Source organism: Parafrankia sp. BMG5.11 (assembly GCF_004337455.1).
In genome coordinates this window covers 1-25913 of the sequence record NZ_SJXI01000144.1, presented here as the reverse complement: position 1 = coordinate 25913, position 25913 = coordinate 1, and the positions used below count along the sequence as shown (strand labels likewise).

General features: G+C 73.2%; 25 protein-coding genes. 16 read left to right on the top strand and 9 right to left on the bottom strand.

Features of this window, described 5'->3' with window-relative positions; all coding sequences use genetic code 11:
* Window positions 1-69 precede the first annotated feature (69 nt).
* On the top strand, window positions 70-747 hold the full coding sequence (locus E0504_RS47655; RefSeq protein WP_112108830.1) for a hypothetical protein: 678 nt from the start codon (window positions 70-72) through the stop codon (window positions 745-747).
* On the opposite strand, the gene E0504_RS47650 is transcribed toward E0504_RS47655, so the two are convergent.
* Window positions 737-1684, bottom strand: a complete 948-nt coding sequence (locus E0504_RS47650) for a helix-turn-helix domain-containing protein (RefSeq protein WP_131627825.1) — start codon at window positions 1682-1684, stop codon at window positions 737-739. The genes E0504_RS47655 and E0504_RS47650 overlap by 11 nt on opposite strands.
* A gap of 209 nt (window positions 1685-1893) precedes the next feature.
* On the opposite strand from E0504_RS47650, the gene E0504_RS47645 reads away from it, so the two are divergent.
* The 3 genes from E0504_RS47645 to E0504_RS47635 all read left to right on the top strand — a co-directional run bounded on the left by E0504_RS47645 (window position 1894) and on the right by E0504_RS47635 (window position 4417).
* A complete protein-coding gene (locus E0504_RS47645; RefSeq protein ID WP_243657972.1) occupies window positions 1894-3468 on the top strand; it encodes an MFS transporter in 1575 nt (524 codons plus the stop codon).
* Between the two features lie 210 nt (window positions 3469-3678).
* Window positions 3679-3915, top strand: a complete 237-nt coding sequence (locus tag E0504_RS47640) for a hypothetical protein (protein WP_112108832.1) — start codon at window positions 3679-3681, stop codon at window positions 3913-3915.
* A 25-nt stretch (window positions 3916-3940) separates the two neighbouring features.
* A complete protein-coding gene (locus tag E0504_RS47635) occupies window positions 3941-4417 on the top strand; it encodes an NUDIX domain-containing protein (protein ID WP_112108833.1) in 477 nt (158 codons plus the stop codon).
* Window positions 4418-4466: 49 nt separating this feature from the next.
* Here the strand turns inward: E0504_RS47635 and E0504_RS47630 are convergent, their stop codons facing one another.
* Together E0504_RS47630 and E0504_RS47625 are read right to left on the bottom strand one after the other, a co-directional pair.
* A complete protein-coding gene (locus E0504_RS47630; protein WP_112108834.1) occupies window positions 4467-4886 on the bottom strand; it encodes a hypothetical protein in 420 nt (139 codons plus the stop codon).
* Between the two features lie 25 nt (window positions 4887-4911).
* Window positions 4912-6363 carry a helix-turn-helix transcriptional regulator gene (locus E0504_RS47625; RefSeq protein WP_165938864.1) on the bottom strand — a complete coding sequence of 484 codons (1452 nt, stop codon included), beginning with the start codon at window positions 6361-6363 and terminating at the stop codon, window positions 4912-4914.
* Window positions 6364-6657: 294 nt separating this feature from the next.
* Here E0504_RS47625 and E0504_RS47620 point away from each other — a divergent pair, with 294 nt between their 5' ends.
* From E0504_RS47620 to E0504_RS47610, 3 genes are all read left to right on the top strand, one after another.
* Entirely contained in the window at window positions 6658-6894 is a 237-nt protein-coding gene (locus E0504_RS47620) for a hypothetical protein (RefSeq protein ID WP_131627821.1), read from the top strand.
* A gap of 227 nt (window positions 6895-7121) precedes the next feature.
* The gene (locus E0504_RS47615; protein ID WP_207974722.1) at window positions 7122-8309 is read left to right on the top strand and encodes a serine hydrolase; all 1188 of its coding nucleotides are present in this window, start codon (window positions 7122-7124) and stop codon (window positions 8307-8309) included.
* Between the two features lie 297 nt (window positions 8310-8606).
* On the top strand, window positions 8607-9032 hold the full coding sequence (locus tag E0504_RS47610; RefSeq protein ID WP_368672128.1) for a TIGR03618 family F420-dependent PPOX class oxidoreductase: 426 nt from the start codon (window positions 8607-8609) through the stop codon (window positions 9030-9032).
* Window positions 9033-9048: 16 nt separating this feature from the next.
* Here the strand turns inward: E0504_RS47610 and E0504_RS47605 are convergent, their stop codons facing one another.
* The gene (locus E0504_RS47605) at window positions 9049-10134 is read right to left on the bottom strand and encodes a GntG family PLP-dependent aldolase (protein ID WP_112108838.1); all 1086 of its coding nucleotides are present in this window, start codon (window positions 10132-10134) and stop codon (window positions 9049-9051) included.
* 73 nt (window positions 10135-10207) lie between these two features.
* On the bottom strand, window positions 10208-10693 hold the full coding sequence (locus E0504_RS47600; protein ID WP_235014879.1) for a hypothetical protein: 486 nt from the start codon (window positions 10691-10693) through the stop codon (window positions 10208-10210).
* Between the two features lie 199 nt (window positions 10694-10892).
* Between E0504_RS47600 and E0504_RS47595 the strand changes: the two genes are divergently transcribed.
* The 4 genes from E0504_RS47595 (at window position 10893) to nifV (ending at window position 14624) form a co-directional block, all read left to right on the top strand.
* Window positions 10893-11402 (top strand): sigma-70 family RNA polymerase sigma factor, encoded by a 510-nt coding sequence (locus tag E0504_RS47595; RefSeq protein ID WP_112108849.1) that lies wholly within the window; start codon window positions 10893-10895, stop codon window positions 11400-11402.
* Window positions 11390-12076 carry a zf-HC2 domain-containing protein gene (locus E0504_RS47590; protein ID WP_112108839.1) on the top strand — a complete coding sequence of 229 codons (687 nt, stop codon included), beginning with the start codon at window positions 11390-11392 and terminating at the stop codon, window positions 12074-12076. Before E0504_RS47595 ends, E0504_RS47590 begins: the two co-directional genes overlap by 13 nt.
* Window positions 12077-12214: 138 nt before the next feature.
* Window positions 12215-13105, top strand: coding sequence for a ferritin-like domain-containing protein (locus tag E0504_RS47585; RefSeq protein WP_083391003.1), 891 nt, complete (start codon window positions 12215-12217; stop codon window positions 13103-13105).
* A gap of 277 nt (window positions 13106-13382) precedes the next feature.
* Window positions 13383-14624: a homocitrate synthase gene (nifV, locus tag E0504_RS47580; protein ID WP_112108850.1), complete on the top strand. Its 1242-nt coding sequence runs from the start codon at window positions 13383-13385 to the stop codon at window positions 14622-14624.
* A gap of 80 nt (window positions 14625-14704) precedes the next feature.
* On the opposite strand, the gene E0504_RS53880 is transcribed toward nifV, so the two are convergent.
* Window positions 14705-16696 (bottom strand): serine/threonine-protein kinase, encoded by a 1992-nt coding sequence (locus tag E0504_RS53880; RefSeq protein ID WP_112108840.1) that lies wholly within the window; start codon window positions 16694-16696, stop codon window positions 14705-14707.
* Between the two features lie 246 nt (window positions 16697-16942).
* Between E0504_RS53880 and E0504_RS47570 the strand changes: the two genes are divergently transcribed.
* A complete protein-coding gene (locus E0504_RS47570; protein ID WP_112108841.1) occupies window positions 16943-17419 on the top strand; it encodes a VOC family protein in 477 nt (158 codons plus the stop codon).
* 248 nt (window positions 17420-17667) lie between these two features.
* The gene (locus tag E0504_RS47565) at window positions 17668-18927 is read left to right on the top strand and encodes an acyl-CoA dehydrogenase family protein (RefSeq protein ID WP_112108842.1); all 1260 of its coding nucleotides are present in this window, start codon (window positions 17668-17670) and stop codon (window positions 18925-18927) included.
* A gap of 40 nt (window positions 18928-18967) precedes the next feature.
* Here E0504_RS47565 and E0504_RS47560 read toward each other — a convergent pair whose 3' ends face one another.
* Window positions 18968-20752 (bottom strand): ABC-F family ATP-binding cassette domain-containing protein, encoded by a 1785-nt coding sequence (locus E0504_RS47560; protein WP_131627819.1) that lies wholly within the window; start codon window positions 20750-20752, stop codon window positions 18968-18970.
* A gap of 315 nt (window positions 20753-21067) precedes the next feature.
* Here E0504_RS47560 and E0504_RS47555 point away from each other — a divergent pair, with 315 nt between their 5' ends.
* Genes E0504_RS47555 through E0504_RS47545 form a run of 3 tightly spaced genes read left to right on the top strand, consistent with a single transcriptional unit; the run spans window position 21068 to window position 23047 of the window.
* On the top strand, window positions 21068-21664 hold the full coding sequence (locus E0504_RS47555) for a dihydrofolate reductase family protein (RefSeq protein WP_112108844.1): 597 nt from the start codon (window positions 21068-21070) through the stop codon (window positions 21662-21664).
* Between the two features lie 35 nt (window positions 21665-21699).
* Entirely contained in the window at window positions 21700-22362 is a 663-nt protein-coding gene (locus tag E0504_RS47550) for a YdcF family protein (RefSeq protein WP_112108845.1), read from the top strand.
* A gap of 46 nt (window positions 22363-22408) precedes the next feature.
* Window positions 22409-23047 carry a nucleoside deaminase gene (locus tag E0504_RS47545; protein WP_131627817.1) on the top strand — a complete coding sequence of 213 codons (639 nt, stop codon included), beginning with the start codon at window positions 22409-22411 and terminating at the stop codon, window positions 23045-23047.
* A 97-nt stretch (window positions 23048-23144) separates the two neighbouring features.
* Here E0504_RS47545 and E0504_RS47540 read toward each other — a convergent pair whose 3' ends face one another.
* A complete protein-coding gene (locus E0504_RS47540) occupies window positions 23145-24878 on the bottom strand; it encodes an AAA family ATPase (protein WP_131627815.1) in 1734 nt (577 codons plus the stop codon).
* 770 nt (window positions 24879-25648) lie between these two features.
* On the bottom strand, window positions 25649-25913 hold a 265-nt coding region (locus E0504_RS47535), incomplete at its 5' end, for a response regulator transcription factor (RefSeq protein WP_131627813.1).

The following is a 25913-nucleotide window of genomic DNA, read 5'->3' as shown; positions in this document are numbered from 1 at the left end:
GAGTACCGGCTACCGATATAGACAGGGTCGGTGGCCGGGGCGACACTCCCCGCCGTTCGGAGGACGACCATGAGCACCGACCGAGACACCCCATCCAGCCCGCCCGCTGTCGAGCCACGAACCCGGCTCGCGGCCGCGGCGGCGAGCATCGCGGGCGGCGCCGCCGTCCTGCTCGACGCGCCGGTGGACATCGCCGGCAGCGAGAACGCCGTGCTGAACACCGCCGGGGTCGCCGCGCCCGTCCTCGCGGTGCTCGCCGTCGCCGGCATCACCGCCTGCCTGCGCAGGCCGGGTCCCCTCGCCGGGCCGGGCAACCGGCTGCTCGACCTGGGCGCGCTGGCGAACATCGTCGGGCTGGTGCTGCTGACCGGTATCGAGTTCTCCCGGGTGTACGTGCTGTTCCCCCTGGATGAGCCCGTCCGCGACGCGCTCGCGGACTCCGCCCCGACGATGCCGGCCGTGTACACCGCCGGGATCCTCTACGTCGCCGGCAGCATGCTGTTCGCCACGGCGCTCGTCCGTGAACGGTTCGTCCCCGTCGCGAGCTGGCTCCTCCTGCTGATGGCCCTGCCCGGCACACTGGTGGACGTCCTTCCGCTCGCCCTGGTGGCCGTCTTCCAGGCCGTGGCCGGAGCCGCGTTCGTCCTGGTCGGCGTCCACCTGCTGCGGGTGGACCGCGACCGCGCCGGCCTCGGTGACCACGGCACGGGTGCGGGCGTGGGGAAGGCGACGGTGGTTACGGGATGAGGTGCTGGCTGCCAGGAGTCGTGGCGAGGTGATGGCTGCCGGGAGTCGTGGCGCAGGGGTGCTCGCCGACGGCCGTGGCCGTGGCGACGGTGGCGGCGGTGGCGGCGGTGAGGCTGGCGAGCAGGGTGAGCCGTTCGGCGCTCGCCGAGCCCGGCTCGGGGGAGAGCACGAGCAGCCGCAGGCCCGAGTCGTCCTGCACGCGCAGCACCTCCTCTGCGAGGACGAGGTCGCCCACCAGCGGGTGCCGGTACTCGCGGACGGCGTGCCCGCAGTCACGCACCTGGTGGCGGGCCCAGTTCACCGCGAATTCCGGGCTGTTCACACACAGCTCGCCGATGAGGGTGGTGAGCTGCTGGTCGTCGGGATACTGACCGGAGGCCAGCCGCAGGTAGCGGACGACCTCATCGACCTTGCGCCGCCAGTTCACATAAAGATCACGGATGTGGGGGTCCAGCAGGATGAGGCGGGCCATGTTCGGCTGGGTCGCGCAGCGGTTCGGCGCCGCGAAGTCCAGGTGCGGCGCGAGCAGGGCGTGCGCGAGCCGGTTCCAGGCCAGGACGTCGGTCCGCCGTCCGATGACGAGCGCCGGCACGTCGCGCACCGCGTCCAGCAGCAGCCGCACGCCCGGGCGGACCTTCTCCGGCCGGGCGGTGCGCCGGGCGACGCGCGCCGGGCGGGCCAGGGTGCGCAGGTGGGCGTGCTCGTCGTCGCCGAGCAGCAGCACCCGGGCGAGCGCGTCCAGGACCGCGTCGGACGCGTTGCGACTCTGCCCCTGTTCCAGCCGGGTGTAGTAGGTGACACTCACCCCGGCGAGCTGGGCCAGCTCCTCGCGCCGCAGGCCCGGGACGCGGCGGCGGTCACCCGGGCGGGTCAGGCCGACGTCCGCGGGTGTGATCTGGTTACGCCGCGAACGGAGAAACTCCCCCAGCTCGGTCATGCTCGGCATTGTCACGCCGCGCGGCGCGCGAGTCGACGGGGCGAGGGTGACCCTGCCAGTGCCAGGAACCACCAGGACCGGGTTCCGCCGCCGGGCTATTCCCGGTGGTCGTCACCCTGACGGTGCCATCCACGCCGTGGGCAGGACCCGTGGGGGTGGCAACGGCGGGGGCGTGGCTAGGGCCGCCGACGTCCAGAATCGTGCGGGGCATGACAGATTCGATGCCCGCGGCGATCTCGGAACGGGCCTCCGTCGGCGCGCCGGACGCGACCGACCCGGCCGGCGTCGCCGTGCCGGCCCCGAGGCACCCCGCGCCGTCCGCGACCGGGCGGCCCGCCACCGCGGATCGACGGCCGGCGGGGCCCGACCGGATGACTCCGCGGCAGCGGCTGGCGCTCGTGCTGCTGCTGGGGACGCAGTTCATGCTCGCGATCGACTTCTCGATCCTCAATGTGGCCCTGCCGTCGATCGGGGCGGGGGTCGGGCTCGGTGAGGGTGACCTGCAGTGGATCGCGACCACGTTCGCGCTGCCCTCCGCGGGATTCACCCTGCTGTTCGCGCGGGTCGCCGACCTGGCCGGGCGGCGCCGGATGTTCCTCACCGGCCTGGTGCTGCTGATCGTGGCGTCCCTGCTCGGCGGGCTCGCCCAGGGGCCGACCCTGCTGCTGCTCGCCCGCGTCGGCCAGGGCCTCGCGGCCGCGATCGCCATCCCGGCCGCGCTGTCCCTGCTGGTCACGACGTTCCCGGAGGGCCCCGTCCGGCAGCGTGCGCTCAGCCTCAACGGTGCGCTGCTGCCGGCCGGCTTCACCGTGGGCGCGCTGGTGGGCGGGCTGCTGACCGGCTATCTCAGCTGGCGCTGGGCCTTCCTCGTCAACGTTCCGGTGGCGCTGGCGATCCTGCTCGCCGCGCCGCGGGTCGTCCCCGGTGGCCGCGCGGACGTCCGCCAGCGGCTCGACGTCCCCGGTGCGCTGACCGTCACCGCCGGGCTGGTCGCCTTCGTCTACGGCATCTCCAGCGGCGGTGAGGACGGCTGGGGCCGGCCGTCGGTGTGGATCGCGGTGGCCGCGGGGCTCGTCCTGCTCGGCGCCTTCTGGCGGATAGAGGCGACCAGCCCGCATCCGCTGGCCTCGCTGGAGGTGCTGCGGCTGCGCCACGTCGGATGGGGCAACCTCGGCGGGTTGGTCGTCTTCGCGATGGGCAGTTCGATCGTGTTCCTGATGACGCTGTACCTGCAGCGGGTCCTCGGCTACTCGGCGGTGACGACCGGGCTGATCTTCGGGCTGCCCGGGGCGGCCGCGTTCGTGGCCGGACTGGTGGCACCGCGCGTCCTGGCCGTCGTGGAACCGCGCCGCACCCTGGTGTTCGGGCTGCTCGTCCAGGGCCTGTCCGCGCTGGCCCTGGCCTTCGTCGGGCTGGACCGCAGCTCGCTGTCGCTCGTGCTGGCGGCCTCCGTCGTCGGATTCTTCGGCCACGCCAGCGGGCTCGTCGCCTACCTGGTGACGGCGACCTCCGGGCTACCCGACACCCAGCAGGGCCTGGCCACCGGCCTGACGACGATGACCCAGCAGGTGGCACTCACACTGGGCATACCGATCATGAGCGCGGTGGCGACCGCCCGGACGTCCGCGCTCACCGCGGGTGGCGACCACTCGGCGCGGGAGGCGACGCTGGGCGGCATCCAGACCGCGCTGGTCGTGAACGGGCTCGTCACGATCGCCCTGGCCGCGCTGATCGCGGCCTTCCTGCTCCGCCGCCGCCCGGCCCTCCGGACAGCCATGGTGTAGCCGCACCCCGTGCCCGAACTGATGACGGCCGTTCCAGCAGAACCGTGGCGGGTGAGTGGGTCCATGGACTCACTCACCCGCCGCGCTTTCCCGGGTACGCCCGGTTTCGGTGAGGTCTGTCGGCGGGCCCGGGGGTCCGCACGCCGGTGATGTGGTGGGCCGATCGGGGGTCCGGGCAAGAGGGGGACGCGGCGGCAAGCACCATGGGGTATGGCCAAACGCGCTCTCCCGCCCCGCGTCCCCGCGTTGATCGGTGACGGCACGGAGTTCGACTCGAAGGAGTTCCTACGGATGTCGGTCGACGTCCTCGCGGACATCGACGTCGACGCGCTCGACGAGGCGGGCAAGGTCGCCTACGCGCAGGCTCTCGCGCTGGTGGCGATCGCGTCCAACGCGAAGCACCTGCAGCACCTGCCCCTGATCGAGGGCAACCTGGAAGTGCCCTGAACCCACGTCCACGTTCCCGACGCTGATGACCGTGCTGGCCCAGGACTACGGGGGAAACGTCCTGTTGGCGTTCCAGCGGGTGGCCGAGCAGCAAGCCACGGGCGTCGCCCCGCTGCCGCTTGCGCTGGTGGCGCTGTGGAGGGGCGACGACCTCCTGCTGGTCCGCGACCGCCGCCGGGAGTGCTGGGAGCTGCCCGGCGGCACGATCGAGCCCGGGGAGACACCCCGGCAGGCAGCCGTCCGCGAGCTGCGCGAGGAGTCCGGGTACGAGGCCGAGGCGCTCGTGTTCGCGGGCCTCGCGCACTTCGGCCTGGCCGCCCCGTCCCGGACGGAGTACGCCGCGGTCTTCACGGGACGGGCCGGTGCCTCCCACCCGTTCACACCCGACGCGGAGATCGCCACGATCACCTGGTGGGACGGCACCCGCCCGCTTCCCGGCCGGGTACAGGTCATGGACGTCGCCCTCGCCCGCCTGAGTCGAACCGCGCCGCCGCCGCGTTGAGAGCCTGCTCCGGCCGGCGGTGCTGGCGTGAGAATCGGCGAGGCGGCGGTCAGTCCTCCAGGTCGACGAGGATCGACTCCTCTCCGACGAGGATCGGCTCGCCCGCCGTCGTCTCGGTCGTGGTGCCGTCGAGATGGCGAACCGTCCGGGTGCGCGGGCCGGCCGTCGTCGCGGCGGTGCCGTCATGGGTCCAGCGGATGAAGGCGCTGTGTGTTCCTTCGGCGTCGCGCACCTCGAACTCGCACTGCCAGACGTTCTCGGGCTGGCCGACGGCCACACCGCGCCCGCAGGACCGGCTGCTGGCGCCGTGGAGCCAGCGCTGAAGCTGCTCGACGGCGAGCGCCGCCCCGGTCGGCGCGCCCCCGACGGCCTGTAGGACCAGCGGGATCTTCGTGCCGCCCCAGTTGTAGAAGTACATGCGTTCGAGGTTCAGATCCCGCGCGTAGATGCCGGCGAGAAAGAAGCGCACGGCGTAGTTGCGGGCGGTGACATCGTCAGAGCGCGGTCTGGGAACGGATCCTGTAGGTGGTCCCGGTGTTCCACAGCGGCGGGTGGTTCCCGGTGTCGTGCAGAATCTTGTCGACGGTCATCGCCATGCCGAGCATCGACTCCGGTGGGTCGGCGGCGCTGCGCTGATGCAGTTTGATCCCCGCCGCGTCGCAGTGGTCGTAGCCATCGAGCTCGGCGAAGCGCCGCAGCGTCTGTTGGCCCTCCGGTGTCTCGAGGTTCCCCATCCCCGGGCACACCAGCCTGGCGGCCGGGTCCACCGCACGGATCACGCGGCTTGCCCGGCGGGTCATCTCGACGAGGGTCTCCACCGGGCCGTCGAAGAAGCGGCGGTCGTTGCCGAGCACCCACAGTTCGTAGGCCTCGATCCGGCCCCGGTACCGCTCGGCCAGGGCTCGGACGAACACGTCCCAGTCAGCGAGGTCATCGGGTGGCGTGGCACGGGTGCCGTCCGGATAGAGCCCGCGCGCCCCGCCCGGGCTCGCCCAGGGGGGTGTGCCGCCGAGGACGAACAGGACGGGTAGCCCCGCGTGCTCCGCGCCGGCCACCTGCCGGTCGACGATCGTCCACTCGAACTCGCCCCGGGCGAACTGGATCTCGGACCAGCGGGTGCCGCTGTCCCAGAGCCGGACGGCGCCGACGCGGAAGGCCGGCATGGAGCCGGTCGCGCTGTTGACCGTCACTCCGAACAGAGTCGGCCGCACAGGCGCGAACGGCCGCGTCCATGCCGGTCCGTCGATCCACTGGGCCACCGGCACGCCCTCCGAAGCGGCTTCCACGGACGGTGAGGACCCCTGGGACACGGCTGACACCGTGGCGAGGACCGCGGTGGCGACCAGTAACGCACCCAACACGAGCATCCGTCGCGGGCGGTTCCGGCGCGGGTCGAGCGCCTCGGTCGGCTCCGAGGAGATCCCGGCGGGCGGAAGGGATGGTTGGCCGCCCGCCACGCCCTCGACCACGACGCCGCGGATCTCCGCGGATCTGATGCCGATGCCAGCCTTGTCGCCGTCGCCGTCGCCGTCGGCATCGGCATCGGCATCGGCATCGGCATCGGCATCGGCCGAGTCAGCGCAGCCAGCGGCGGGCAATGACCCGACGACGCCACCGCCGTCGATGGCCGGACGGGGCGCGCCGCCAGCCGTCGGTTCGTGCTCCGGCGGCGGCGGATCCGCATCCCCAGGTCGTCTCGGATCGACCGCGACCGCAGACATCCAGAGCCGGAAGAGTCGTTCTATTTCCTTATTATCCGCGCCGCACAGGCGCGCGATCTTTTCCAGAATCGCGAACTCGGTCGGGACCGTGCGGCCGACGCAGTATCGCTGCACCGTCGACCGGCCCGCGTTGACGCGAACGCCAATCCATGCATAGCTCCGGCCACTGCGCTGTTTGAGGTGGGAAAGGTACTCACCCAGTTCTCTGGCCCCCGCCTGGGTCAACCCTGCCTCCGTACGTAGGACGCGTCCACCGGGCACCGCGGCCGGAGCCTACCGGCGAGCGACCACCGGGGTCCGTCGCTCGGTCCGATCGGCGGAAACCATGATCCGGCTACTCGCGGGAGCAACCGATCCGCAGACGGACGGATCGGAGACCTCTCCTATCCCGCCGAGCTTCACGGGGTAATAATCGATCTACGTACAGGAAAAATCAACGGCGCTGCGTACGCCGAAGTCAAATCCGGGAGTCAGGTACGGGCCGGAGACATCCTGTCCATCGATCGCGCAGATTTCACCGTGCCGCTGCCGGGCGGGGACGCGGACAGGCATTTCTACTCGACCGACGAGATCAGCGCGGCCGGAACCTGGGACTACTGCGAGGCGACGGCGAGCGTGAACGGGCAGGCGCTGCGAACCGAGGCTATCGCTGCCGCCCATCGGCCGGTCCGGGTCTGCCTCCGGCGCGACGGTGGCCTCCAGTGCGCCAACCTCTGGTATGCCGACACCAACGACAAGAACTGGGTGATCTTCTGAGGTGATCAGCTGAGTGGAGTCGTGACCGGGCCGGTCGGTGGTGGTCACCACCGACCGGCCCGGATTTCCGCATGGGCGTCTTCTCTTCCGCACCCCGCTGCGCGGCACTCCCCTCCCCGGATGCAAAGGGAGATGTCGGCCGGGGCGCGCCGATGGAATTCGCGGTCTACGGCGGTCTGACCTGGGAAGGGACCATCGGGTCGACGCGTGGGAGCCGAGGAGGAACTGTGGGCGTGCGGTTGGCGGACGAGGGCAGGGATCTTCTTCACCGGACGGCGGCGCGCCACGTCGGGGACGACGCCGGGGACGACCTCGTCCCCGGCCTGGTCGCCCTCGTCGCGGCCGGGGACGACGTGCACGTGGAGGCGCTGGGCGCCCTCGCCGTCGGCGGCGCCCCGATGGCGCGGGACACCATGTTCCGGATCTCCTCGACGACCAAGCCGATGACGGCCGCGGTGACGATGACCCTGGTCGACGACGGGCTGGTGGACCTCGACGAGCCGGTCGACCGGCTGCTTCCGGAGCTGGCAGGACGGCGGGTGCTGTGCCATCCGGACGGCCCGCTCGACGACACCGTCCCGGCGCGGCGGCCGATCACGGCGCGGGACCTGCTGACGTTCACCTTCGGGTTCGGCCTCGCCGGGGAGATGTTCACCGCGGCGGCACCGTGGCCCGTCGTCGAGGCGGCCGACCGGCTACGGCTGGCCACGTTCGGACCGCCCGACCCGGCGACGCCGCCGGCCGCGGACGAGTGGATCGCGCGGCTCGGGTCGCTGCCCCTGATCACCCAGCCCGGGGAGCGCTGGCTGTACAACACCGGAGCCTCGGTGCTGGGCGTGCTGGTGCAGCGCGCCGCGCGGGCACCGTTCGCCGAGGTGCTGCGCGCCCGGCTGTTCGACCCGCTGGGCATGCACGACACCGCGTTCTGGGCGCCCGGTCCCGGCCGGCTCCGCCGCCTCGCGACCGCCTACCGGCCCGAACCGGCGGGCCTGGTCGCCTGGGACGAGCCCGCCGGCAGCGCCTGGGGCCGGCCGCCGGAGTTCTGCGACGGCGCCGGGGGTCTGCTGTCAACGGCCGACGACCTGCTCGCGTTCGCCCGGATGTTCCTCGACGGCGGCGCCCCGGTGCTGTCCGCGTCGTCCGTCCGGGCGATGACCACCGGTCAGCTCACTGCCGGGCAGAGGTCGCGCGGCGGGCTGCTCCCGGGCGACTTCGACGACCAGTCGTGGTCGTTCGGCCAGGCGGTGCACGACAGCGGCGCTTTCGGGTGGGACGGCGGCCTCGGCTCGTCGTGGCTGGTCGACCCCGCCAGGGAGCTGACCGTGATCGTGCTGACCCAGCGCATGTTCGGTGACTCGGGCCTCCCCGACGTCCACGCTGAGATCCGCCGGGCCGCCCGCGCCGCGCTCGCCTGAGCCGTCGCGCCCCGCGGACCCCCTCCCCGGAGCCGGACGCGGCCGCCTCGCAGCGCGCCTGTCAGCCATCCGTAGCCTGAGGACGTCCGCCACAGCTCGTGATCGTCGCTTCGCGGCTCCCGCTGGGTAGCCTGGCCGCGGACCGTGTGTGACCGCCCACCACCATGTCCGGTGCCGGTGGGGGCGGACCGACCGCGAAGGCGAGGGACGGCTGTGGCCCCGTTCGACCCCCCGTACAACTCCGCCGCTCTCGAGGGGGCCGCCTTTGACAGGGCCGCTTTCGAGGCGGCAGCCGAGCTGGGGCGTGCGGAGAGCGGGCTGGCCGTGATCTCCACCAGCCGCGCCGACGGGAGCATCCAGGCCTCTGTGGTGAACGCCGCGTTCATGCCCCATCCGCTGCCGCCCGATCCGCGGGAGCCCGCGCCGGTCGTGGCCTTCGTGACCTACGGTCGGACGAAGCTGGCCAACCTGCGCCGCCGGCCGCAGGTCAGCGCGACGTTCCGGTCCGGGTGGCGGTGGGCCACCGTGGAGGGCACGGCGGAGATCGTCGGGCCCGACGACCCCCACGATCAGGTCGACGCGGAGCGTCTCCGGCTGCTGCTGCGGGAGATCTTCACCGCCGCCGGTGGTACCCACGACGACTGGGACACCTACGACCGGGTGATGGCCGAACAGCGCCGCGCCGCCGTCCTCATCCACCCGACCAGGGCCTACGGCCCCTGACACCTCGGCGCCGCGGTCAGGAACCGGCTGGTGGCAGGGCGTTCAGCAGCGGGGCGAGGACGTCCCCGGCCCGGCGGATCGCGGTGTCGTCGACGTCGAGGTGGGTGACGATCCGGATCGTCGTCGGACCGGCCAGGCCGACGAGCACACCGCCGTCCGCCGCCTGCGCGCAGAAGGCGGCCGCGTCCGGGACGTCGACGAGCACCATGTTGGTCTCGGTGCGCTCCGGGTGGACCCGCCGCGGTGCCGCGTCGGCGAGGGTCGCGGCCAGCGCGGCGGCGTGGCGGTGGTCGTCGGCGAGGCGGTCGAGGTGGTGCCGCAGCGCGTACAGGCCGGCGGCGGCGAGCACCCCGGCCTGGCGCATCCCGCCGCCGAGCCGCTTGCGCCACTCGCGGGCCCGCTCGACGTGCTCGGCGCCGCCGACGACGAGGGAGCCGACCGGGGCGCCGAGGCCCTTCGAGAGGCAGACCGACAGCGTCCCGAAGATCTCGCCGAGGCGGCGCGGCGGGACGTCGAGCGCCACCGCCGCGTTCCAGAGGCGGGCGCCGTCGCAGTGCAGGACCACCCCGGCATCCTCGGTGATCAGCCGCAGCCGGTCGAGCCGCTCCAGGGGCCACACCCGACCACCGGCCCGGGCCCGGGTGTTCTCCACCGCGAGCACGCTCGTCCGGACCATGTTGTAGTTGTGCGCGACCGGGAACGCGCGCAGCTGGGCCGCGATGTCGGCCGGGTCGAGCGTGTCTGCGAGGCCGCTGAGGGTCCGGGTCTGCACGCCACCGAGGGCGGCGAGCCCGCCGAGCTCGTAGGTGACGACGTGCGCGTCGGTGTCGGCGACGACCTCGGTGCCCACCGGGGCGCCGGCGCGCAGGGCACAGAAGTTGCCCATGGTGCCGCTCGGCACGAACAGCGCGGCCTCGTGCCCGAGCAGCACGGCGGCCTGCTCCTCGAGCTCGCGGACGGTCGGGTCCTCGCGGTAGACGTCGTCGCCGACCTCCGCCTCCGCCATCGCGCGGCGCATGCCGGGCGTGGGCCGGGTGACGGTGTCGCTGCGCAGGTCGACGGGCAGGCCGGCGGGCCGTGTTCGCGGGGGCTGGACGCTCACCCTCCCGACGTTAGCCCGGCGCCGCCCCGGACGCGGACCACGGCCAGGCGGACCACGACCAGGCGGGGCGAGGTCAGGTCACGGTGATCTCCGTGGACATGCCCCGCGACTCGTGGTTGCCGACGGGGCAGTACAGCTTGTACGTGCCCGGGCTGAGGGCGACGGTGAGTCCCTCGGACTGGCCCGGCCCGAGGTCCGCTGTCTCCGAGCCGCTCACGCCCGGTCCCTCGATCTCCAGGGCGTGGATCGCCTGGCCGTCGTTCGTGGTGACGAACGTGTAGGTGCCCGCGGTGAAGGTGTCCTGGGAGAGCTTGAGCGCGAACTCGGTCGCGGTGACCGTGACGGTCGTGCCGGTCGCCGTCGGCGCCGCCGGGGCGCCTGCTCCCGCGGTCGCGCCCGCGCTCGGCGCACCGGTCCACGGCGCGGCCGTGGCCGCGGCGGGCTGGGAGGCCGCCGGCGCGGCGGCGGTGTCGTCGCCGCCCCCGCAGGCGGCGGTGAGGGCGAGCAGCATGACGCCGGTCGCCAGTGCGGCCGCGGTACGGGTATGCGGACGGTGCATCACATGTTCTCCTGTCTCTCGGAAGGGCCAGCACCTCGGAAGGGCCGGGAGCCGGTGCGGACGTGGGATGTCACGCGGCACGGGCCGTCCCGGTTCACCGTGACCGCTGTCACCCGTCCGACAGCGCGGCCGCTGAACCGAACGGCCGTTCTGCCCGTGAAGGGGGGATGTGGGACTGCGCCGCGGCGGCCGGCCCGGGGTGGACGACCCCGGGGCCGTGTTCGTGCGTGCCGTGCACGCCGAGCACGGGGCGGCACTGCTCGCCTTCACCACCCGGCTGACCGGTGACCGCGGCCGGGCCGAGGACGTCGTGCAGGAGACGATGCTGCGGGCCTGGCGGCAGGCGCCGAAGCTCGGCGCGGACGACCGGCCGCTGCGCCCGTGGCTGTTCACCGTCGCGGCCCGGATCGTCGTGGACGAGCAGCGCGCCCGCCGGGCCCGCCCGGCCGAACTGCCCGGCGACGTCCTGGCGTCGCTGCCCGCCGGCGACGACCTGGAACGGGCGATGGAAAGCTGGCAGGTCGCGGAGGCGTTCCGCACACTCAGCCTGGAACACCGCGCCGCGCTGGTCAAGACGTACTTCCTCGGCCGCTCGGTGGCCGAGGCGGCGGCGGCGCTGGATATTCCGGAGGGCACGGTGAAGTCCCGGGTCTACTACGGCCTGCGCGCGCTGCGGCTGGCGCTGGAGGAGCAGGGGTGGGCGCCGTGACCGACACCTGCTCGGCGCTGCGCGTCACGCTCGGCTGCTACGTGCTCGGCGCGCTCGCCCCCGGAGAACGCGCCGCGGTGGAGACTCATCTGGACGGATGTCCCGACTGCCGCGCCGAGCTGACCCGGCTGGCCGGGCTGCCGGGCCTGCTCTCCCGCCTGCGCCTCGCCGACGTCACCGATCCCCCGCCCGCCGCCGCGGCAGGCGAGCCCGGCGAGCGCGCCGTCGACCGCGCGCTCGCCGGGCTCGCCCGGTCCCGGCGCACGGCACGCCGGCGGCGCGCGCTGGCCGCCGCGGCGCTGTCCGCCGTCGTCGCCGGCGGGTCGATCACGGGCACCGTGGCGCTGACATCCTCGCCGGACGGGCCGGCGGGCCGGCTGGTGTCGGCGGCGGACGCGACCACCCGCGTGTGGGCGGAGGTCTGGGTGACCGACGTCCCCTCCGGCGCGGGCTTCACCATCCGGCTGTGGGGCGTGCGGCCGGGAACGACCTGCGCCCTGGTCGCCGTGTCCGAGGACGGCAGCAGCGACACCGCGGCGACCTGGACCGCCGACTACCGCGGCGCGGTCGACGTACGCGGGACGTCCGCCATCCCGGCAGGACGGCTCGTACGTGTCGTGGTGGTCAGCGGCACCGGCGAGGACCTGCTCACCGTCCCGGTCCGCACCACCTGAACCACCGCGAAGGGCCTCGAGGGCACGATTAGCGCGCGGAATTGCGCGATTGCCGTCCGGAGCCGTGGCTGGGAATTCCCGGAAACAGCCCGACAATGGATGCGAGATACTCCGGGAGATCTCCGAAGGAGTCCACCCATGGCCGTCACCACGGCACCGACCGACATCCACACCGGCAATACCCCGAGCAGCGATTCCCGAACCGACGGATCCGGCGCCGGCGACGCCCTCGCCGGCGAGTCCCACAGCTTCGACGCCTTCCTGCACTACGAGCGCCTCCAGTGGAAGGTCTCCGACGTCGGCCTGGAGAACATCCGGCACGACCTCGTCCGGCCCGAGGACATCGCCACCGCCAAGGGCGTCGTGCTCGGCGAGGCGACGTCCCTGCCCGGCCTGCACGGCTTTCTCAGCGAGTTCGCGGACGACTACGACTGCTCGGCCTTCGTGGCCATCTGGGCCTACCAGGAGCTGCAGCACCACTTCGGTTTCCGGGCGTGGCTGCGCGCCGTCGGCGTGCACATCGAGCAGGCCAAGGTCGAGGCGCTGCGGGAGCCCTACGAGCCGGGGGTCACGCCGAGCGCCACACTGGCCACGAACGTGATCAGCGAGATCACCGTCAACACGGTCTACCGGGCGATGGCGGCCTGGGTGCAGGAACCCGTCCTGGCCGACCTGTACCTGCGCGCCAGCCGGGACGAGGCCGGGCACGCCCGCGAGTTCCTCTACTACCTGAAGCGGCGGCTGGCGACGCATCCCGAGGAGCTGCCGTCCGTCCTGGAACGCATCCACTTCTATGTGACGTCGTCGCGGCTGAGCCACCCGGTCGGCGTCTACAAGCACCAGCGCGTCGAGGAGCTGCGCGGCCACGAGACGGTCGACGACGTGATCGACGTCTACCTGCGGATCTCGCCGCCGGACGCCCAGGAGAAGCTGCTGGCGAAGCTGCGCCGGGCGATCGGCTCGGCGGTCGGCGTGCCGCTGCACAGCACCGGCGACATCCGCCGGGCGCTCGCCGCGTCGCTGGGCTGAGCCCGCCGGGCGGCAGGGCGGATTTCCCGGCGCGGGAGATTATCCTTCGACCTCCGCAGGATTTCCCGTCCCCGAAAAGGTACCGCCCTCGCCGCGGACTATCCTGTTAACCTCGCCGCTACCGCACGACCCGCGCACGAAATCGACGGAACATAGGGTCCTGAGCGATTCCGGTCGCCTGGAACCGTGCGTCTGCCTGTATGAGCCGGCCCGCGAGACCGGGAACACACAGCCAGCGCCGGATTCTCCTCAGCCGTCGAAAGTGCCGGTGACCATCATGAAGAGCGGCACGTCGTCCTGCCCGCCCGCGCCGCGCCCCGTCCCGACGGATCACGCTCGGGAGAACGGGTCCGGGCCGGACCCCGGGCCTGGCCCCGGTCCGGTCCGGTTCTGCGACACCACCCTGCGTGACGGCGAGCAGACCCCGGGGGTCGCCTTCACCGCCAAGGAGAAGATCGCCATCGCGGTCGCGCTCGACGCCGCCGGCGTGCACCAGATCGAGGCCGGGGTGCCGGCGATGGGGCCGGTCGAGGTGGATGTCCTGCGCCGCGTCGTCGCGGCGGTCGAGCGGGCCGGCGTGGTCGCCTGGTGCCGCGCGGACCGCCGCGACGTCGACGCCGCCGTCGCCAGCGGGGTCGACGCCGCGCACCTGACCATCCCCGCCTCCGACCTGCACCTGCGCACCAAGCTCGGCAAGGACCGGGCCTGGGCGCGGGCCCGCATCCGCGACTGCGTCCTCGACGCCACCGACCGTGGCCTGCGGGTGAGCGTCGGCTTCGAGGACGCCTCCCGCGCGGACGACGGCTTCGTCATCGACCTGGCCGGGGAGCTACGGCGCCTCGGCGTCACCCGGTTCCGTTGGGCGGACACGGTCGGGGTGGCCAATCCGATCACCCTGCACACGCGGCTGCGGGCGCTGCTCGACGCCGTCCCCGGGCCGTGGGAGATCCACGCCCACGACGACTTCGGCCTGGCGACCGCGAACACGATCGCCGCGGTGCAGGCCGGGTTCACCTGGGTGAGCACCACGGTGGCCGGCCTGGGCGAGCGGGCCGGCAACGCGCCGACCGAGGAGGTCGCGATGGCGCTGCGGCACCTGCTCGGCCTGCCCGTCGACCTGGACACCGCCGCGTTCCGCCCGCTGGCGCGGCTGGTCGCCGGCGCGTCGCGCCGGCCGGTTCCCGCCGGCAAGGCCGTGGTCGGCGACGCCGTGTTCGACCACGAGTCCGGCATCCACGTGCACGGCGTGCTGCGCGCCCCGGCGACCTACGAGCCGTTCGACCCGGCGGAGGTCGGCGCGCGCCGGCGGCTGGTGCTGGGCAAGCACAGCGGCCGCGCCGCCGTGCGGCACGCGATGGACCGGCACGGCATCGACGCGCCCGACGAGGACCTGGAACCGATCGTCGGCCTGGTCCGCGCGCACGCCACCGTGTACAAGCAGCCGCTGAGTTCCGACCAGCTGCGGGCGATGGCCCGGCGGGTCGCCAGCCGCCGCGGCACACGGCCCCGCCGCGGCTGACCCGCCGCCGCTGGTGGCGCCAGCGGCGGCGGCCCGCGCCGCCGGTCGCGCCTCGGCGGTCGGCCGCGGCGCGGCGGCGGTCAGGGCCCGGGGCGGAAGGTCGCGGTGATGGTGCGGATCAGCTCGAGCTGGTCCTGCCACTGGGCCTCGGGCACCCGCCAGAACAGCGCGTAGCCGTGCCCGTTGCGGACCACACCGAAGTCCAGGACGTGCACCGTCTGCCCGCCTGAGGTGAGGGTGAACTCCCACACCGCGGACGTCGTCCCGTCCGCCCCGTCCGACGGGCGGATCGAGACCAGCTGGTAGCCGGCGGTGGTGCGCCGGGTGCCGGGCTCGAGCTCGTGCCACGCGCCGATCGAGGACGGGCCGGCGACGTCCCGCGTCTCGACGAGCAGATTCGGGTAGCCCCCGGGAGCCGTGAAGGTCTCGCGGTCCCCGTCACGGCGCGATCGGGCCCACTGCGGCGGGACGGCGAGCGACCACCCGGCCGCGCCACGGTACGTCTCGAGCCCGGCCGGCGCCGGCGCGGGCGCGGTGTCGTCCGGGATCACCGTGCCGAGCCTGTCCAGCGACGGCACGCCGCCCGAACCGCCCTGACCCGGCGTCGCCGACGCCGGGCTGGTGCCGCCCGGAGTGGCGGAGGTTCCCGGTGTCACGGCCTGCCCACCGGTCGGGCTGGTCGACGCGCCCGCGGACGGCCCGCCGGTACCCGCGGGTGTGGCCGGGGCGCTGGTACCTGACGCCAGGCCGGCCGACGGGGTGTCCGAACCGCCGGTCAGGGCCAGCCCGAGCCCGACCCCGCCCGCGGCGAGCAGCAGGGCGACGACCATCGCCAGCAGCACCACCCGACGGCGCCGTTCCGGCGCGGCCGCGGCCCCGCCGACGCGCGCACCCGCGGCTGGATCCGGCCCCGGCCCTGGATCGGCACCTGGACTCGGCCGCGGTCCTGGGCCAGCGTCTGAGGATCCGGTCCGGGCGGCGGGGCCGGTACCGAAGGTGAAGCCGGCACGCGGGCCCGTCCGCGGTCCGGTGCCGGCCCCACGGCCCGCTGCTCTGCCGCTGCCGCTGCCGCTGCCGGCGCCGGCGCTGTTGCCGGATCCGAGGTCGTCGCCGAGCCCGAGATCGGCGTCCTCCTCGGCTTCCGCCGGCCCGGGTAGGGGCGCGTCCGGCCGGTCGCCGACGTCGGCGTCGAGCAGCGCGTCGGCCTCCGCGTCGAACACGGCGGTCGGATGCGGCTCGGCGGTGGCCGCGATCCGCCGCAGCTGCGCCCGGGCCTGCGCCAGCGACGGGCGCCGCGCCGGATCGGGATCGAGCAGCTGGTCGATGACGTCCTGCAACGGGCCCGCGTGCCGGTAAGGACGGCGCCGATCCTGGATGATGGCCGCCAGCGTCGCCAGGGCGCCCTCACCCGCGTACGGCGCCTCGCCCTCCACCGCGGTGAACAGCGTGGCGCCCAGGCCCCACACGTCACCGGGCACGCCCACCCGCGCGCCGCGGGCCCGCTCGGGCGGGATGTAGGCAGGCGAGCCGACCACCATCCCCGTGCTGGTCAGGGTCGCGTCGCCCTCGCTGACGGCGATGCCGAAGTCGGTGAGTCGGGCCTGCCCGTCCGCGGTCAGCAGCACGTTGCCCGGTTTGACGTCCCGGTGCACGACCCCGGCGCGGTGCGCCGCCTCCAGCGCGTAGGCCAGGCTCACCCCGATGCGCGCCACCCACGCCGGCGCGAGCCGGCCCGACGCACGGATCTCCTCTGCCAGCGACCGGCCGTCGACCAGCTCCATGACGATCCACGGCGAATCCTCGGCGTCGATGACGTCGTAGACGGCCACCAGACCGGGATGGCGCAGCCGCGCCGCCGCGCGCGCCTCGCGCAGCACCCGCTCGCCGATGATCTCCCGCTCGGTCTCGGAGGCGAGCGGCGGCAGGCGCACCTGCTTGATGGCGACCGGCCGGCGCAGGAGCATGTCCTCGCCCTCGCGGACGATTCCCGCCCCGCCGCTGCCGAGCACGCGGCCCAGCCGGTACCGGCCGGCCAGCCGGCGCTCCCGGCCCGCGGCTCGGTCGCTCTGCATTGGTTGCTCCGCCTTCTCCGGCACGACCGAATTCTCCCCGTACTACCCGCCACACGAGCCCGAAACCGCCGCAACGGACACGCGACAGCCGAGCCCGCCGCAAAAACCCCTGCCAGGCCCGTAGGGAGAACGTCCCGCCGCGCCGATGAGTTCACGCACGCCCGCCGGTCCTACCACCGGCAGGCCAGACTGCCGGACCCGGGCGTCCACGACCAGCGGGCGTCACGACCAGTGGAGGAAACAGCGATGCCGAAGACGATTCCCTGCCTGTGGTTCGACACCGACGCCGAGGAGGCCGCCGCGCTCTACGTCTCCGTCTTCCCGAACTCGGCCATCACCGGCGTCACCCGCTACGGGCCGGGCATGCACCGACCCGAGGGCCTGGCCCTGACCGTCTCCTTCACCCTCGACGGGCAGGAATACGTCGCGCTCAACGGCGGACCGGAGTTCACCTTCTCCGAGGCGATCTCGTTCCAGATCCCCTGCGCTGACCAGGCCGAGGTGGATCACTACTGGAACGCCCTCACCGACGGCGGCGGCAAGGAAAGCCAGTGCGGCTGGCTCACCGACCGTTTCGGCCTGTCCTGGCAGGTCGTCCCCACCCGGCTGACCGAACTGGTCGGTGACCCCGACCCGGAGCGCGCCCAGCGCGCCACCCAGGCGATGCTCACCATGGGGAAGATCGACATCGCCGCGATCGAGCGCGCCGCCGACGGCCGGTAGCCGGGCGGCCCCGTCGCGGAGCACGCCGGCCGGGTCCCCACAAGGGGACCAAGGCCGGCGGGCCCGGCCACCTTCACCCCCGCGAACAGGCCACAGGAGAGCCGCACACACGGCACTATTTCCTTTCAGCCGTCGATCCTACGGAAGATTCCCTACCATCAGATCGTGGATGCGGATCTGCCCCAGCGCGCGGCCCCGGCCGGATGTCCACTCCAGCGACGAGCGCGACACGAAGGCGGCCGGTAACGATGACCACCCTCCCCCAGGCCCACGCCGAGGAGACCGAGCAGTGGCTGACCCGGGTCGAGAAGGTCACCGGCCTGCTCGCCGAGCACCGGTCCCGGGCCGAGGAGGACCGCGCCACCTCCCCGGAGGTCATCGACGCGTTGCGGGAGCAGGGCTTCCACCGGATGTGGGTGTCCCGCGCGTTCGGCGGCGCGGGGGTGAGTCTGCGCACCGGATCGGCGGTGCTGCAGGCGATCGCGCGCACCGACCCGTCCGCCGCCTGGCAGATGGGCGTGCAGGGCGCGATCGGGCGCATCTCCGACTACCTGTCCGACCAGGCCGCCTGCCGCATCTTCTGCAGCAGCCACGGGCTCGTCGTCGGCGGCATCAACCCGACCGGCCAGGCGGTGCCGGTACCCGGCGGGTACCGGCTCCGGGGCCGCTGGTCGTTCGCCAGCGGCGCCACCCACGCCGACTGGCTCGTCGCCAGCGCGGTCGTCACCGGCGGCTGCGCCCAGACGTCCACGAACACCCCGGCGCGCAGGTCGACACCCGCGCACGCCCCGACCCAGGTTCCGGCCCAGGCCCAGGTTCCGGGTAGCGCCCCGACGGGGAGCGCACCGATCCGGATGCTGTGCGTCCCGCGCGGCGCCGCCACCTTCACCGACGACTGGCACGCGCTGGGCCTGCGCGGCACCGGCAGCGGGACCTTCACCGTGGACAACATCGTCGTCCCCGAAAGCCAGACCGTCGACGGCTCGCTGCTGCGGCGGCCACCCACCGCACGAAAGTCCCGGGGTTACGCCGTCGCCTACTACGACTTCGCGCCGTTCACCACCGCCTCCACCGCGCTCGGCATCGCCCAGGACGCACTGCGCGCCTTCCGCCAGCTCGCCCTCCAGACCGTTCCCGCCCGCGCGACCGAGACCCTCGCCGGCGGCCACACCGTGCAGGCCACGTTCGCCCGTGCCACCGCGCTCGTCCGCGCCAGCCGGCTGATGCTCGAGGACGCCGCCGACCAGGCGACGGAGCGCGGCGAGAACGGCGGCGACGATCTGAGCGGGGTGATCCGGCTCGCCGCGGCCGCCGTCGGCGAGAACTGCGTCCAGGCCGTCACCATGCTGCACACCGCGGCCGGCGCGAGCGCGCTGCGCTCCGGCGGGGACCTCGACCGCTGCTTCCGCGACGTCCACACCGCGGCCCGCCACATCACCCTCGCCGCGACGAACTTCGAGATGGTCGGCGCGCACCTGTTCGGGGACACACTGCTCATGCGCCGCTGACGTCCCCATCCGCCGCTGGCGCCGCTGCCTGCCGCCACCGTCACCCGGCCGGGGTCAGCCTCAGCTCGCGGCCGGGCCACCGGGAGCGCAGCCAGCGGTCGTGGCTGGCGACCACGATGGCGCCCGGGCCGCCGCCCAGCGCCTCCTCCAGCTCGTCGGCGAGTGCCGGCGAGAGATGGTTGGTGGGCTCGTCGAGCAGCAGCAGCTCGGGTGGGTCCGCCACCAGCAGCGCCAGCGCGAGCCTGCGCCGCTGCCCGACCGACAGCTCCCCCACCCGCGTGCCGAGGTCACGCGGGGCCAGCAGGCCGAGCGAGGCCAGCGGCACCGCCGCGGCCCGCTCGGGTCCCAGCGCGAGCGTGTAGACGTCCCGCGCGGTGCGGTCCGGCCGGGCGAAGACCGTGTCCTGCGCCAGCAGGCCGACCCGCAGCCCACGCCGCCGCAGCACCTCCCCCGTCACGCCGGTCGTACCGGGAACACCGGGAACACCACCGGGTGTCGGGTCGGACGGGTCGAGCGCGGGGCCGGCCTGCTCGAAGCGGCCTGCCAGGACCGCCAGCAGCGTCGACTTGCCCGCGCCGTTGGGACCGGCGAGCAGCAGGCGGTCCGTCACCGTCACGTCGAGACGGTCGAGGACGAGGCGGCCGGGAACACGCACCTCCCGCAACGACACGATGGTCCCCTGCCCCGGACCCGCCTGGACCGGGACGCCCGCCGACGGCAGGGCAGCGGACGGAGAGGCGGACGGCTCGGCGACGAGCGCGCCGACCCTGAACCGCAGCGGCCGCGGTGGCCGCCGGACCTGCTCCCGCTCCAGGTCACCGAGCCGGCGGGCGGCGTTGCGCACGCGCCGCGACACCTGGTCCTGCACCCGGCCGGCGGTGCGGCCGTAGTTCATCTTCTCGTTGTCGCGACGCGGGCGGTTGTGCGCGACCTGGCGGGCGGTCACCGCGACCGCGTGCCGCAGCGCCGCCAGCTCCCCCTGCTCCTCGGCGAACCGGCGCTCCCAGCGCTCCCGCTCCAGGCGCCGCGCCTGCTGGTACTCGGTGTAGGCACCCCCGTAGCGGGTCGGGCCGCCCAGCGCGGGATCGAGGTCGATCAGGTCGGTGCACACCGCGTCCAGGAAAGTCCGGTCATGGCTCGCCGCGATCACGACCCCGGGCAGAGCCCGCAGCTGCTCCTCCAGGAACGCCGCGGCGTCATCGTCAAGATGGTTTGTGGGCTCGTCCAGCAGCACCGCGGCGGGCCGGCGAACCAGCAGCGCACCGAGCGCGAGCCGGCCGCGCTGCCCGCCCGAGAGTGAGCCGAGCGCGCGGTCGGCCGGAACCCGCGCGAGACCGAGGCCGGCAAGGACGATCTCGGCATGCCGGTCCGCGTCCCAGGCCGCATGCTCCTCGACCCGGTCGAGACACGCGGAGTACGCGGCGAGCAGGTCGGCCGGGGCCGTGCCGCTGTCGGTCGACTCGCCGTCGGCCGGGCCACCAGGGGCGGAGTCGCCGGCGGCGAGCGCGCTGGTCAGCCGGTCGAGCTCGGCGAGATCCGCGCGGGCTTCGCGCAGGGCGTCGTCGAGCACGTGACGGATGGTCGCGGCGGGGTCGAAGGGCATCTCCTGGTGGAGGAACCCCAGCTCCACGGGCCGGACGACGGAGCCGCCGTCCGGCTCGTCCACCCCGGCCAACAGGCGCAGCAGCGTGGACTTGCCGGCGCCGTTCTCCCCGATCAGTCCGATCCGCTGACCGGGAACGGCCGTGAGGGAGACGCCGTCGAGAACCCTGCGCCCACCGAGCACGCGGACGAGGTCATGGGCGGACAGAGCTGTTGCGGGCATGCGACACCACCAGAGCGGCTGGTCTCCTCCGCCCGCCGGGCAGTGCCTCAGATGCGGGGGCCTCAGGCGCGGGCGCGGGTGGGGTCAGTGCCTCATGACGAAACGACCGTACCCCACGCCGGCCGGGTCGCCCAGAGGTTTTGTGGCGGCCCCGTGCTCTCCCCAGGCCGTGGCTTCTCAAGATCGGAAAGGCGAAGCCGAGACGTCAACGCCGTTGACTATCTTGACTCGGAACCGCACCGGTAGGGTCGTGCGTCGGGCCGGCCGCCTGACCGTGACCGCCGCCGGTTCCCCGATTCCGAGGAGTGTGGTGTCGTGCGGAAGCTGGTCTATCTCGTCGCCTCCACCGTCGACGGATTCGTCGCGGGCCCGGACGGTGCCGACCCGACCGGACCCGGCGGATTCTGGCCGGTGCCGCAGGACTACCTCGAGCACCTCGTCGCCGAATACCCGGAGACCCTGCCCGGCCCGGCGCGCGCGGCCCTCGGGGTAACCGCCCCGGGAACCCACTTCGACACTGTTCTGGAAGGCCGGCGCAGCTACGAGACCGGCCTGCGGGCCGGCGTGACGAACGCCTTCCCGCACCTTCGCCACCTGGTCTTCTCCCGAACCCTGACCACCAGCCCGGACCCGGGTGTCGAGCTGGTCGCCACCGACCCGGTCACGACAGCGCAGGAGCTGAAGAGGCAGGACGGCAAGGACGTCTGGCTCGTCGGTGGAGGAACACTCGCCGGCGTCCTCTACCCGGAGATCGACGAGCTGGTCGTAAAGCTGGGCCCGTTGACCCTCGGCACCGGAATTCCACTGTTCTCCGGCGCCGCCCCGTTCGATCCCAAGCGCTGGGAGCTGGCCGACCACACCGCCCTGAAAAGCGGCGCGCTTTTCCTCACCTACCGTCGGCCGTCCACATAATCGGGACGCGAACCTTTCGACATCACAGACGGCTCATGCCCCCCGACGCATCGCTGCCCACCATGCTGCGGAGCCCGGTCGACGTGCTCTGGAACTACCACGACATGCACCACGACCCCCACCCCACCGACGTCGGCGTGGGCCTGGGCAGCCACGACCTCAGCGTCGCGACCTGCACCGCCACCCTCTACCACCAGGGCCTGTTCCCCCAGATCGTGTTCACCGGCGCGAACGCCCCCACCACCATCGGCACATTCCCCCGCGGTGAAGCGGTCCACTACCGCGAACACGCACTGTCCCTCAACGTCCCCGACTCCGCCATCCTCACCGAAACCACCGCCCGCAACACCGGCGAGAACATCACCCGAACCCGCGACCTCCTCACCACCCACGGCATGACACCCAGCTCCGTCACGCTCATCTCGCGGCCCTACCAGCAGCGCCGCGCCTACGCCACCTGCCGCAGACTCTGGCCCGACGTCACCGTCCGCTGCGCATCCCAACCAGCCACCCTCGACGACTACGTCGCCAGCATCGGCAACACCGACCGCGTCATCTCCATGCTCGTCGGAGACACCCAACGCATCTGGCTCTACGCCGAACGCGGACACGCCATCCCCCAACCCGTCCCCGACGACGTCCACAACGCATACCGCGAACTCGTCGCAGCCGGCTACACCAGCCGCCTCATCGCCTGACCTTCGAGCCAGAGCGGCAGCATCAACGATTCTCCCCGAGGAGGCCATGACAGTGGAACCACGCCGGTACGAGGATCCGCACGAGGCCTGGGCGGCCCTCGATACACCGTGGCACAAAGCACTGGAGATGGCGTGGGAGTCGTATCGCGCCGGTGGGGTCGGAGTCGGCGCGATACTGACCGACAGCGGGGGGCGCATCATCGGCCAGGGCCGAAACCAACGCTTCGCCTCCGCGTCTCCTCGCCTGCTTGCCCACGCAGAGATGGAGGCCCTTGCCGCGCTCCCCCCGGGCAAGGATCGTGCACACGACGCTGTTCTCTACACGACGTTGCACCCGTGCCCGATGTGTCTCGGCGCCGTGGTGGTGGCGCGCATAGGCCAGGTCCGCTTCGGAGCCTTTGATCCGACCTGGCTCGGCATTGAGCAGCTGCCGGATCTCAACGAGGAGGTCCGACGTCGCTGGCCGGCGGTCACCGGCCCTCTTGCCGGCCCGCTGGGCGAGTGGGCCGCGGTCCTCCCCGCCCTGAACACGAACGGGTCTCTCCTACAGGCGATGGAAACGGTCGCGCCACAACGCGCCCACCGAGCTCGGACCATCTCGCATCGCCTCGAAGCCAATCACCCTGATACGACCAGCCAGGCGCTTGAGCAGGTCTGGGATCTTCTGACCAACTGCGACCAGTAGATAGGTCAGTGGCGGGTGGGTGCGTCCATAGGCCCACTCACCCGCCACACATCACCTCGCCCGGCCGAGAGGGGGCTGGCGAGGCGGATGGGGTGGGCTAGTTGATCAGAAGGTGCGCGGCGGTGACTGCGTGTTCGACTGGGGCGGAGGTGTCGATGTCGTGTGCGTCGGGCCACGGATCGGTGCGGGTGGCCATGTCCAGGTAGATCCACTCGTCGGGGGCCAGGGCGTTGGCCGGGTCGGCGCGGTGCCCGGTGGTGGCACCACCCGCGACGGCGCCGATCGGTGCCCTTCCGATCGGCACGACGCCCGCCGGAGCGGAACGGGTCGCGGTCGAGTGGACCGGACCGGACCGGTCCGCGGTGGAGCCGAGTGCGATGGGGACGGTCGCGCGGTCGGCGATGCGGGCGACCGCGACCCGGGGCGGGACCACGCACCGCAGCTGCATCAGGTCGGCGTCGCACTCCGCCGCCAGCTCGGCGGCCCGTGCGCGCACCCGCCGCGAGGACCAGGAGGCATCGATCACGACGCTCCTCCCTCTTTCGAGCGCGTGGCGGGCCCGCGTGAGCACCTCCACGTAGCTGTGCTCGGTCGCGTCCGCGCCGTAGCACCCCGCCGCGGGCTCCGTCCCGGCCGAATCGGAGGCGGAGGCGGAGGTGGAGTCGGACTCGGGGGCGGTCGCGCCCGCTCCGACCGGCTCGCCGCGGACGGCGGCCGAGCTCAGCAGCACCCAGTCATCCTCGCCGGAGACGAGATGGCTGGCCAGTGTCGACTTGCCGGTGCCGGGCAGGCCGCCGACCAGGACGAGCCGGGGACGGCCGCGCCGCAGGTGGCGTAGCGCGATGTCGGTGAGCCGGCGGGCCTCGTCGGCGGCGGCCGGGTCACCCTGGTGGTCGCGGACGCAGGCGGTCTTGGCGCGGACGACCGCCCGGTAGGCGATGTAGAGGTCCTCCAGCGACGTTGGATGGGTCTCGCCCGAGAACTCACGGTAGGCGTCGAGGAACGTCCGGGCCGCGGTGGCGTTGCCGAGCCGTTCGAGGTCCATCGCGAGGGAGGCTGCGTCGCCGAGGACGTCACCGGCCCGCAGCGCGGGGTCGACGTCGACGCAGTTGAGGACCCGCGGGCCGTCGTTCAGGCAGTAGATGTCGTCGGCGAGCAGGTCGCCGTGGCCGTCGCGGATCCGGCCGGCGGCCTGGCGCTCCGCGAGCAGTGGGCCCCGGCCGGTCAGGTAGCGCAGCGCGAGCCGGCCGATCTCGTCGACGGTGGCGGCGTCGAGGATCCGGCCGCGGAACGGCGCGAGGCCGTCCATCGCCTCCAGCCAGAGTGCCTCCAACGCGCACAGACCACCGGTGCGGGTGCTCTCGGGCGTGGTCTCGCACCCTTCGTGGAACGCCACGAGCCGCTGGGCGAGCCCACGCAGCTCGCCGGAGACGTCGGCTGTCATCAGCGCGGAGAGCCGGCGGTCGGCCGGCAGCCGTCGCATGACGACCATGTGGTCGCGCAGTGCCCCGGTCTCGTCCCGGATGTCGGCCACGCCGAGGTACACGTCCGGGGCGAGGCGCCGGTTGAGCCGTACCTCGTCCTCGCAGGCGATCAGCCGGGCCCGGCGGGAGCGGTGGTCCACGAAACCGTGGTTGACCGCCCGGCGCAGCTTGTACGCGCGGTCCTCGGTGAGAAAGACCACGGCGGTGGGAGTCTGCACGGTCTCGCGGCTGTCGAGACGGATTTCCCGGGCCGCCTGCTCCCGGACGGGCGCAGGGCCCGGGATTTCCGACGGCGCGGGGCGGACCTCGGTGTCCTGCCCTGGAAAGGCGTCCTTCTGCACGAACATCTACGTCTCCAGACCGTGTTCTGGACGATTCCTGTTCGGTTTCACCCGCCGCCGCGCGACCGAATCGCCGGCACCGCTGATCGACGCCGCGGATCAAGCCGAGGATCGAGGATCGTGGACGACGGATCGCCATCCGCGGGGCGCCCCACGCACAGAGCCCGGCCACACCGTTGAACGGAAAGCCGGGCAGCGAACGAAGGAAGAGGCCGCGGCGGAGAATCACCCGGAATTCAATCCGGGCGAATAAAATGGCGCGACCGGGCCAAACAGCGGTGTTCAAACACCGGCCGATCCGGCTCCGGTTCGAGCGGCCCGCGGAAATCCGCGGGCCGCGATCCCACCGCCTCGTCCTACGAGCCGAAGAGCTCGCGCGCCGGCGCTGTCGGGAAAAGACCGGGGGGCCGGCGGGCCGTACGATGCCGGTGTCGATCGACGAGTCCAGACATGGAGATCATCCTCCTTGGTCCGTTTCCCTGTTCCCGTTACGATCCTCCATTCGTCCCGCGTCGTCAGGTGACTTCAGGGTCCCGTTCTCACCCGACCTGCTGCCCTGTTCTCAGGGGCCGTTCGGATCGGTCCAGCGCGCTCCGGGCCGTCCGGGCCGGGGGGTGGACCTACCGGTGGTATCGCCGTCCATGCAGGTCCGAGGCCTCGAACCGGGGTGCGCACCGGGCCGGGGCGGACCTGCCGACCGGCACCGGCGGACGATCGCCCGCGCGGCAACCAGGCAGCCGAGGAACGCGCAGACGGCGACGTACTCCCACAGTCGCCTACTCCCCACTCTGCTTCATCAGGTAGACGGCGGCCTGCGTACGGCTCGCCAGGCCGAGCTTCTCCAGAATGCTCGACACGTAGTTCTTCACCGTCTTCTCCGACAACCCCAGCCGTGTGCCGATCTGCCGGTTCGTCAACCCGTCCGCGATCAGCTGCAGGATCTCGCGCTCCCGCTGGTTCAGCGTCGCCATCGCCGGGTCCTCGCTCGGCCCGTCCCGCAACCGCTCCAGCACCCGCCTGGTCACCGACGGAGCCAGCAGC

Excerpts from the sequence above, each read along its gene's own strand:
- E0504_RS47655 (WP_112108830.1), top strand. The coding sequence starts at position 70 with ATGAGCACCGACCGAGACACCCCATCCAGCCCGCCCGCTGTCGAGCCA.
- E0504_RS47650 (WP_131627825.1), bottom strand. The coding sequence starts at position 1,684 with ATGACCGAGCTGGGGGAGTTTCTCCGTTCGCGGCGTAACCAGATCACA.
- E0504_RS47645 (WP_243657972.1), top strand. The coding sequence starts at position 1,894 with ATGACAGATTCGATGCCCGCGGCGATCTCGGAACGGGCCTCCGTCGGC.
- E0504_RS47640 (WP_112108832.1), top strand. The coding sequence starts at position 3,679 with ATGGCCAAACGCGCTCTCCCGCCCCGCGTCCCCGCGTTGATCGGTGAC.
- E0504_RS47635 (WP_112108833.1), top strand. The coding sequence starts at position 3,941 with ATGACCGTGCTGGCCCAGGACTACGGGGGAAACGTCCTGTTGGCGTTC.
- E0504_RS47600 (WP_235014879.1), bottom strand. The coding sequence starts at position 10,693 with ATGCACCGTCCGCATACCCGTACCGCGGCCGCACTGGCGACCGGCGTC.
- E0504_RS47585 (WP_083391003.1), top strand. The coding sequence starts at position 12,215 with ATGGCCGTCACCACGGCACCGACCGACATCCACACCGGCAATACCCCG.
- nifV (WP_112108850.1), top strand. The coding sequence starts at position 13,383 with ATGAAGAGCGGCACGTCGTCCTGCCCGCCCGCGCCGCGCCCCGTCCCG.
- E0504_RS53880 (WP_112108840.1), bottom strand. The coding sequence starts at position 16,696 with ATGCAGAGCGACCGAGCCGCGGGCCGGGAGCGCCGGCTGGCCGGCCGG.
- E0504_RS47570 (WP_112108841.1), top strand. The coding sequence starts at position 16,943 with ATGCCGAAGACGATTCCCTGCCTGTGGTTCGACACCGACGCCGAGGAG.
- E0504_RS47565 (WP_112108842.1), top strand. The coding sequence starts at position 17,668 with ATGACCACCCTCCCCCAGGCCCACGCCGAGGAGACCGAGCAGTGGCTG.
- E0504_RS47560 (WP_131627819.1), bottom strand. The coding sequence starts at position 20,752 with ATGCCCGCAACAGCTCTGTCCGCCCATGACCTCGTCCGCGTGCTCGGT.
- E0504_RS47550 (WP_112108845.1), top strand. The coding sequence starts at position 21,700 with ATGCCCCCCGACGCATCGCTGCCCACCATGCTGCGGAGCCCGGTCGAC.
- E0504_RS47545 (WP_131627817.1), top strand. The coding sequence starts at position 22,409 with ATGACAGTGGAACCACGCCGGTACGAGGATCCGCACGAGGCCTGGGCG.
- E0504_RS47540 (WP_131627815.1), bottom strand. The coding sequence starts at position 24,878 with ATGTTCGTGCAGAAGGACGCCTTTCCAGGGCAGGACACCGAGGTCCGC.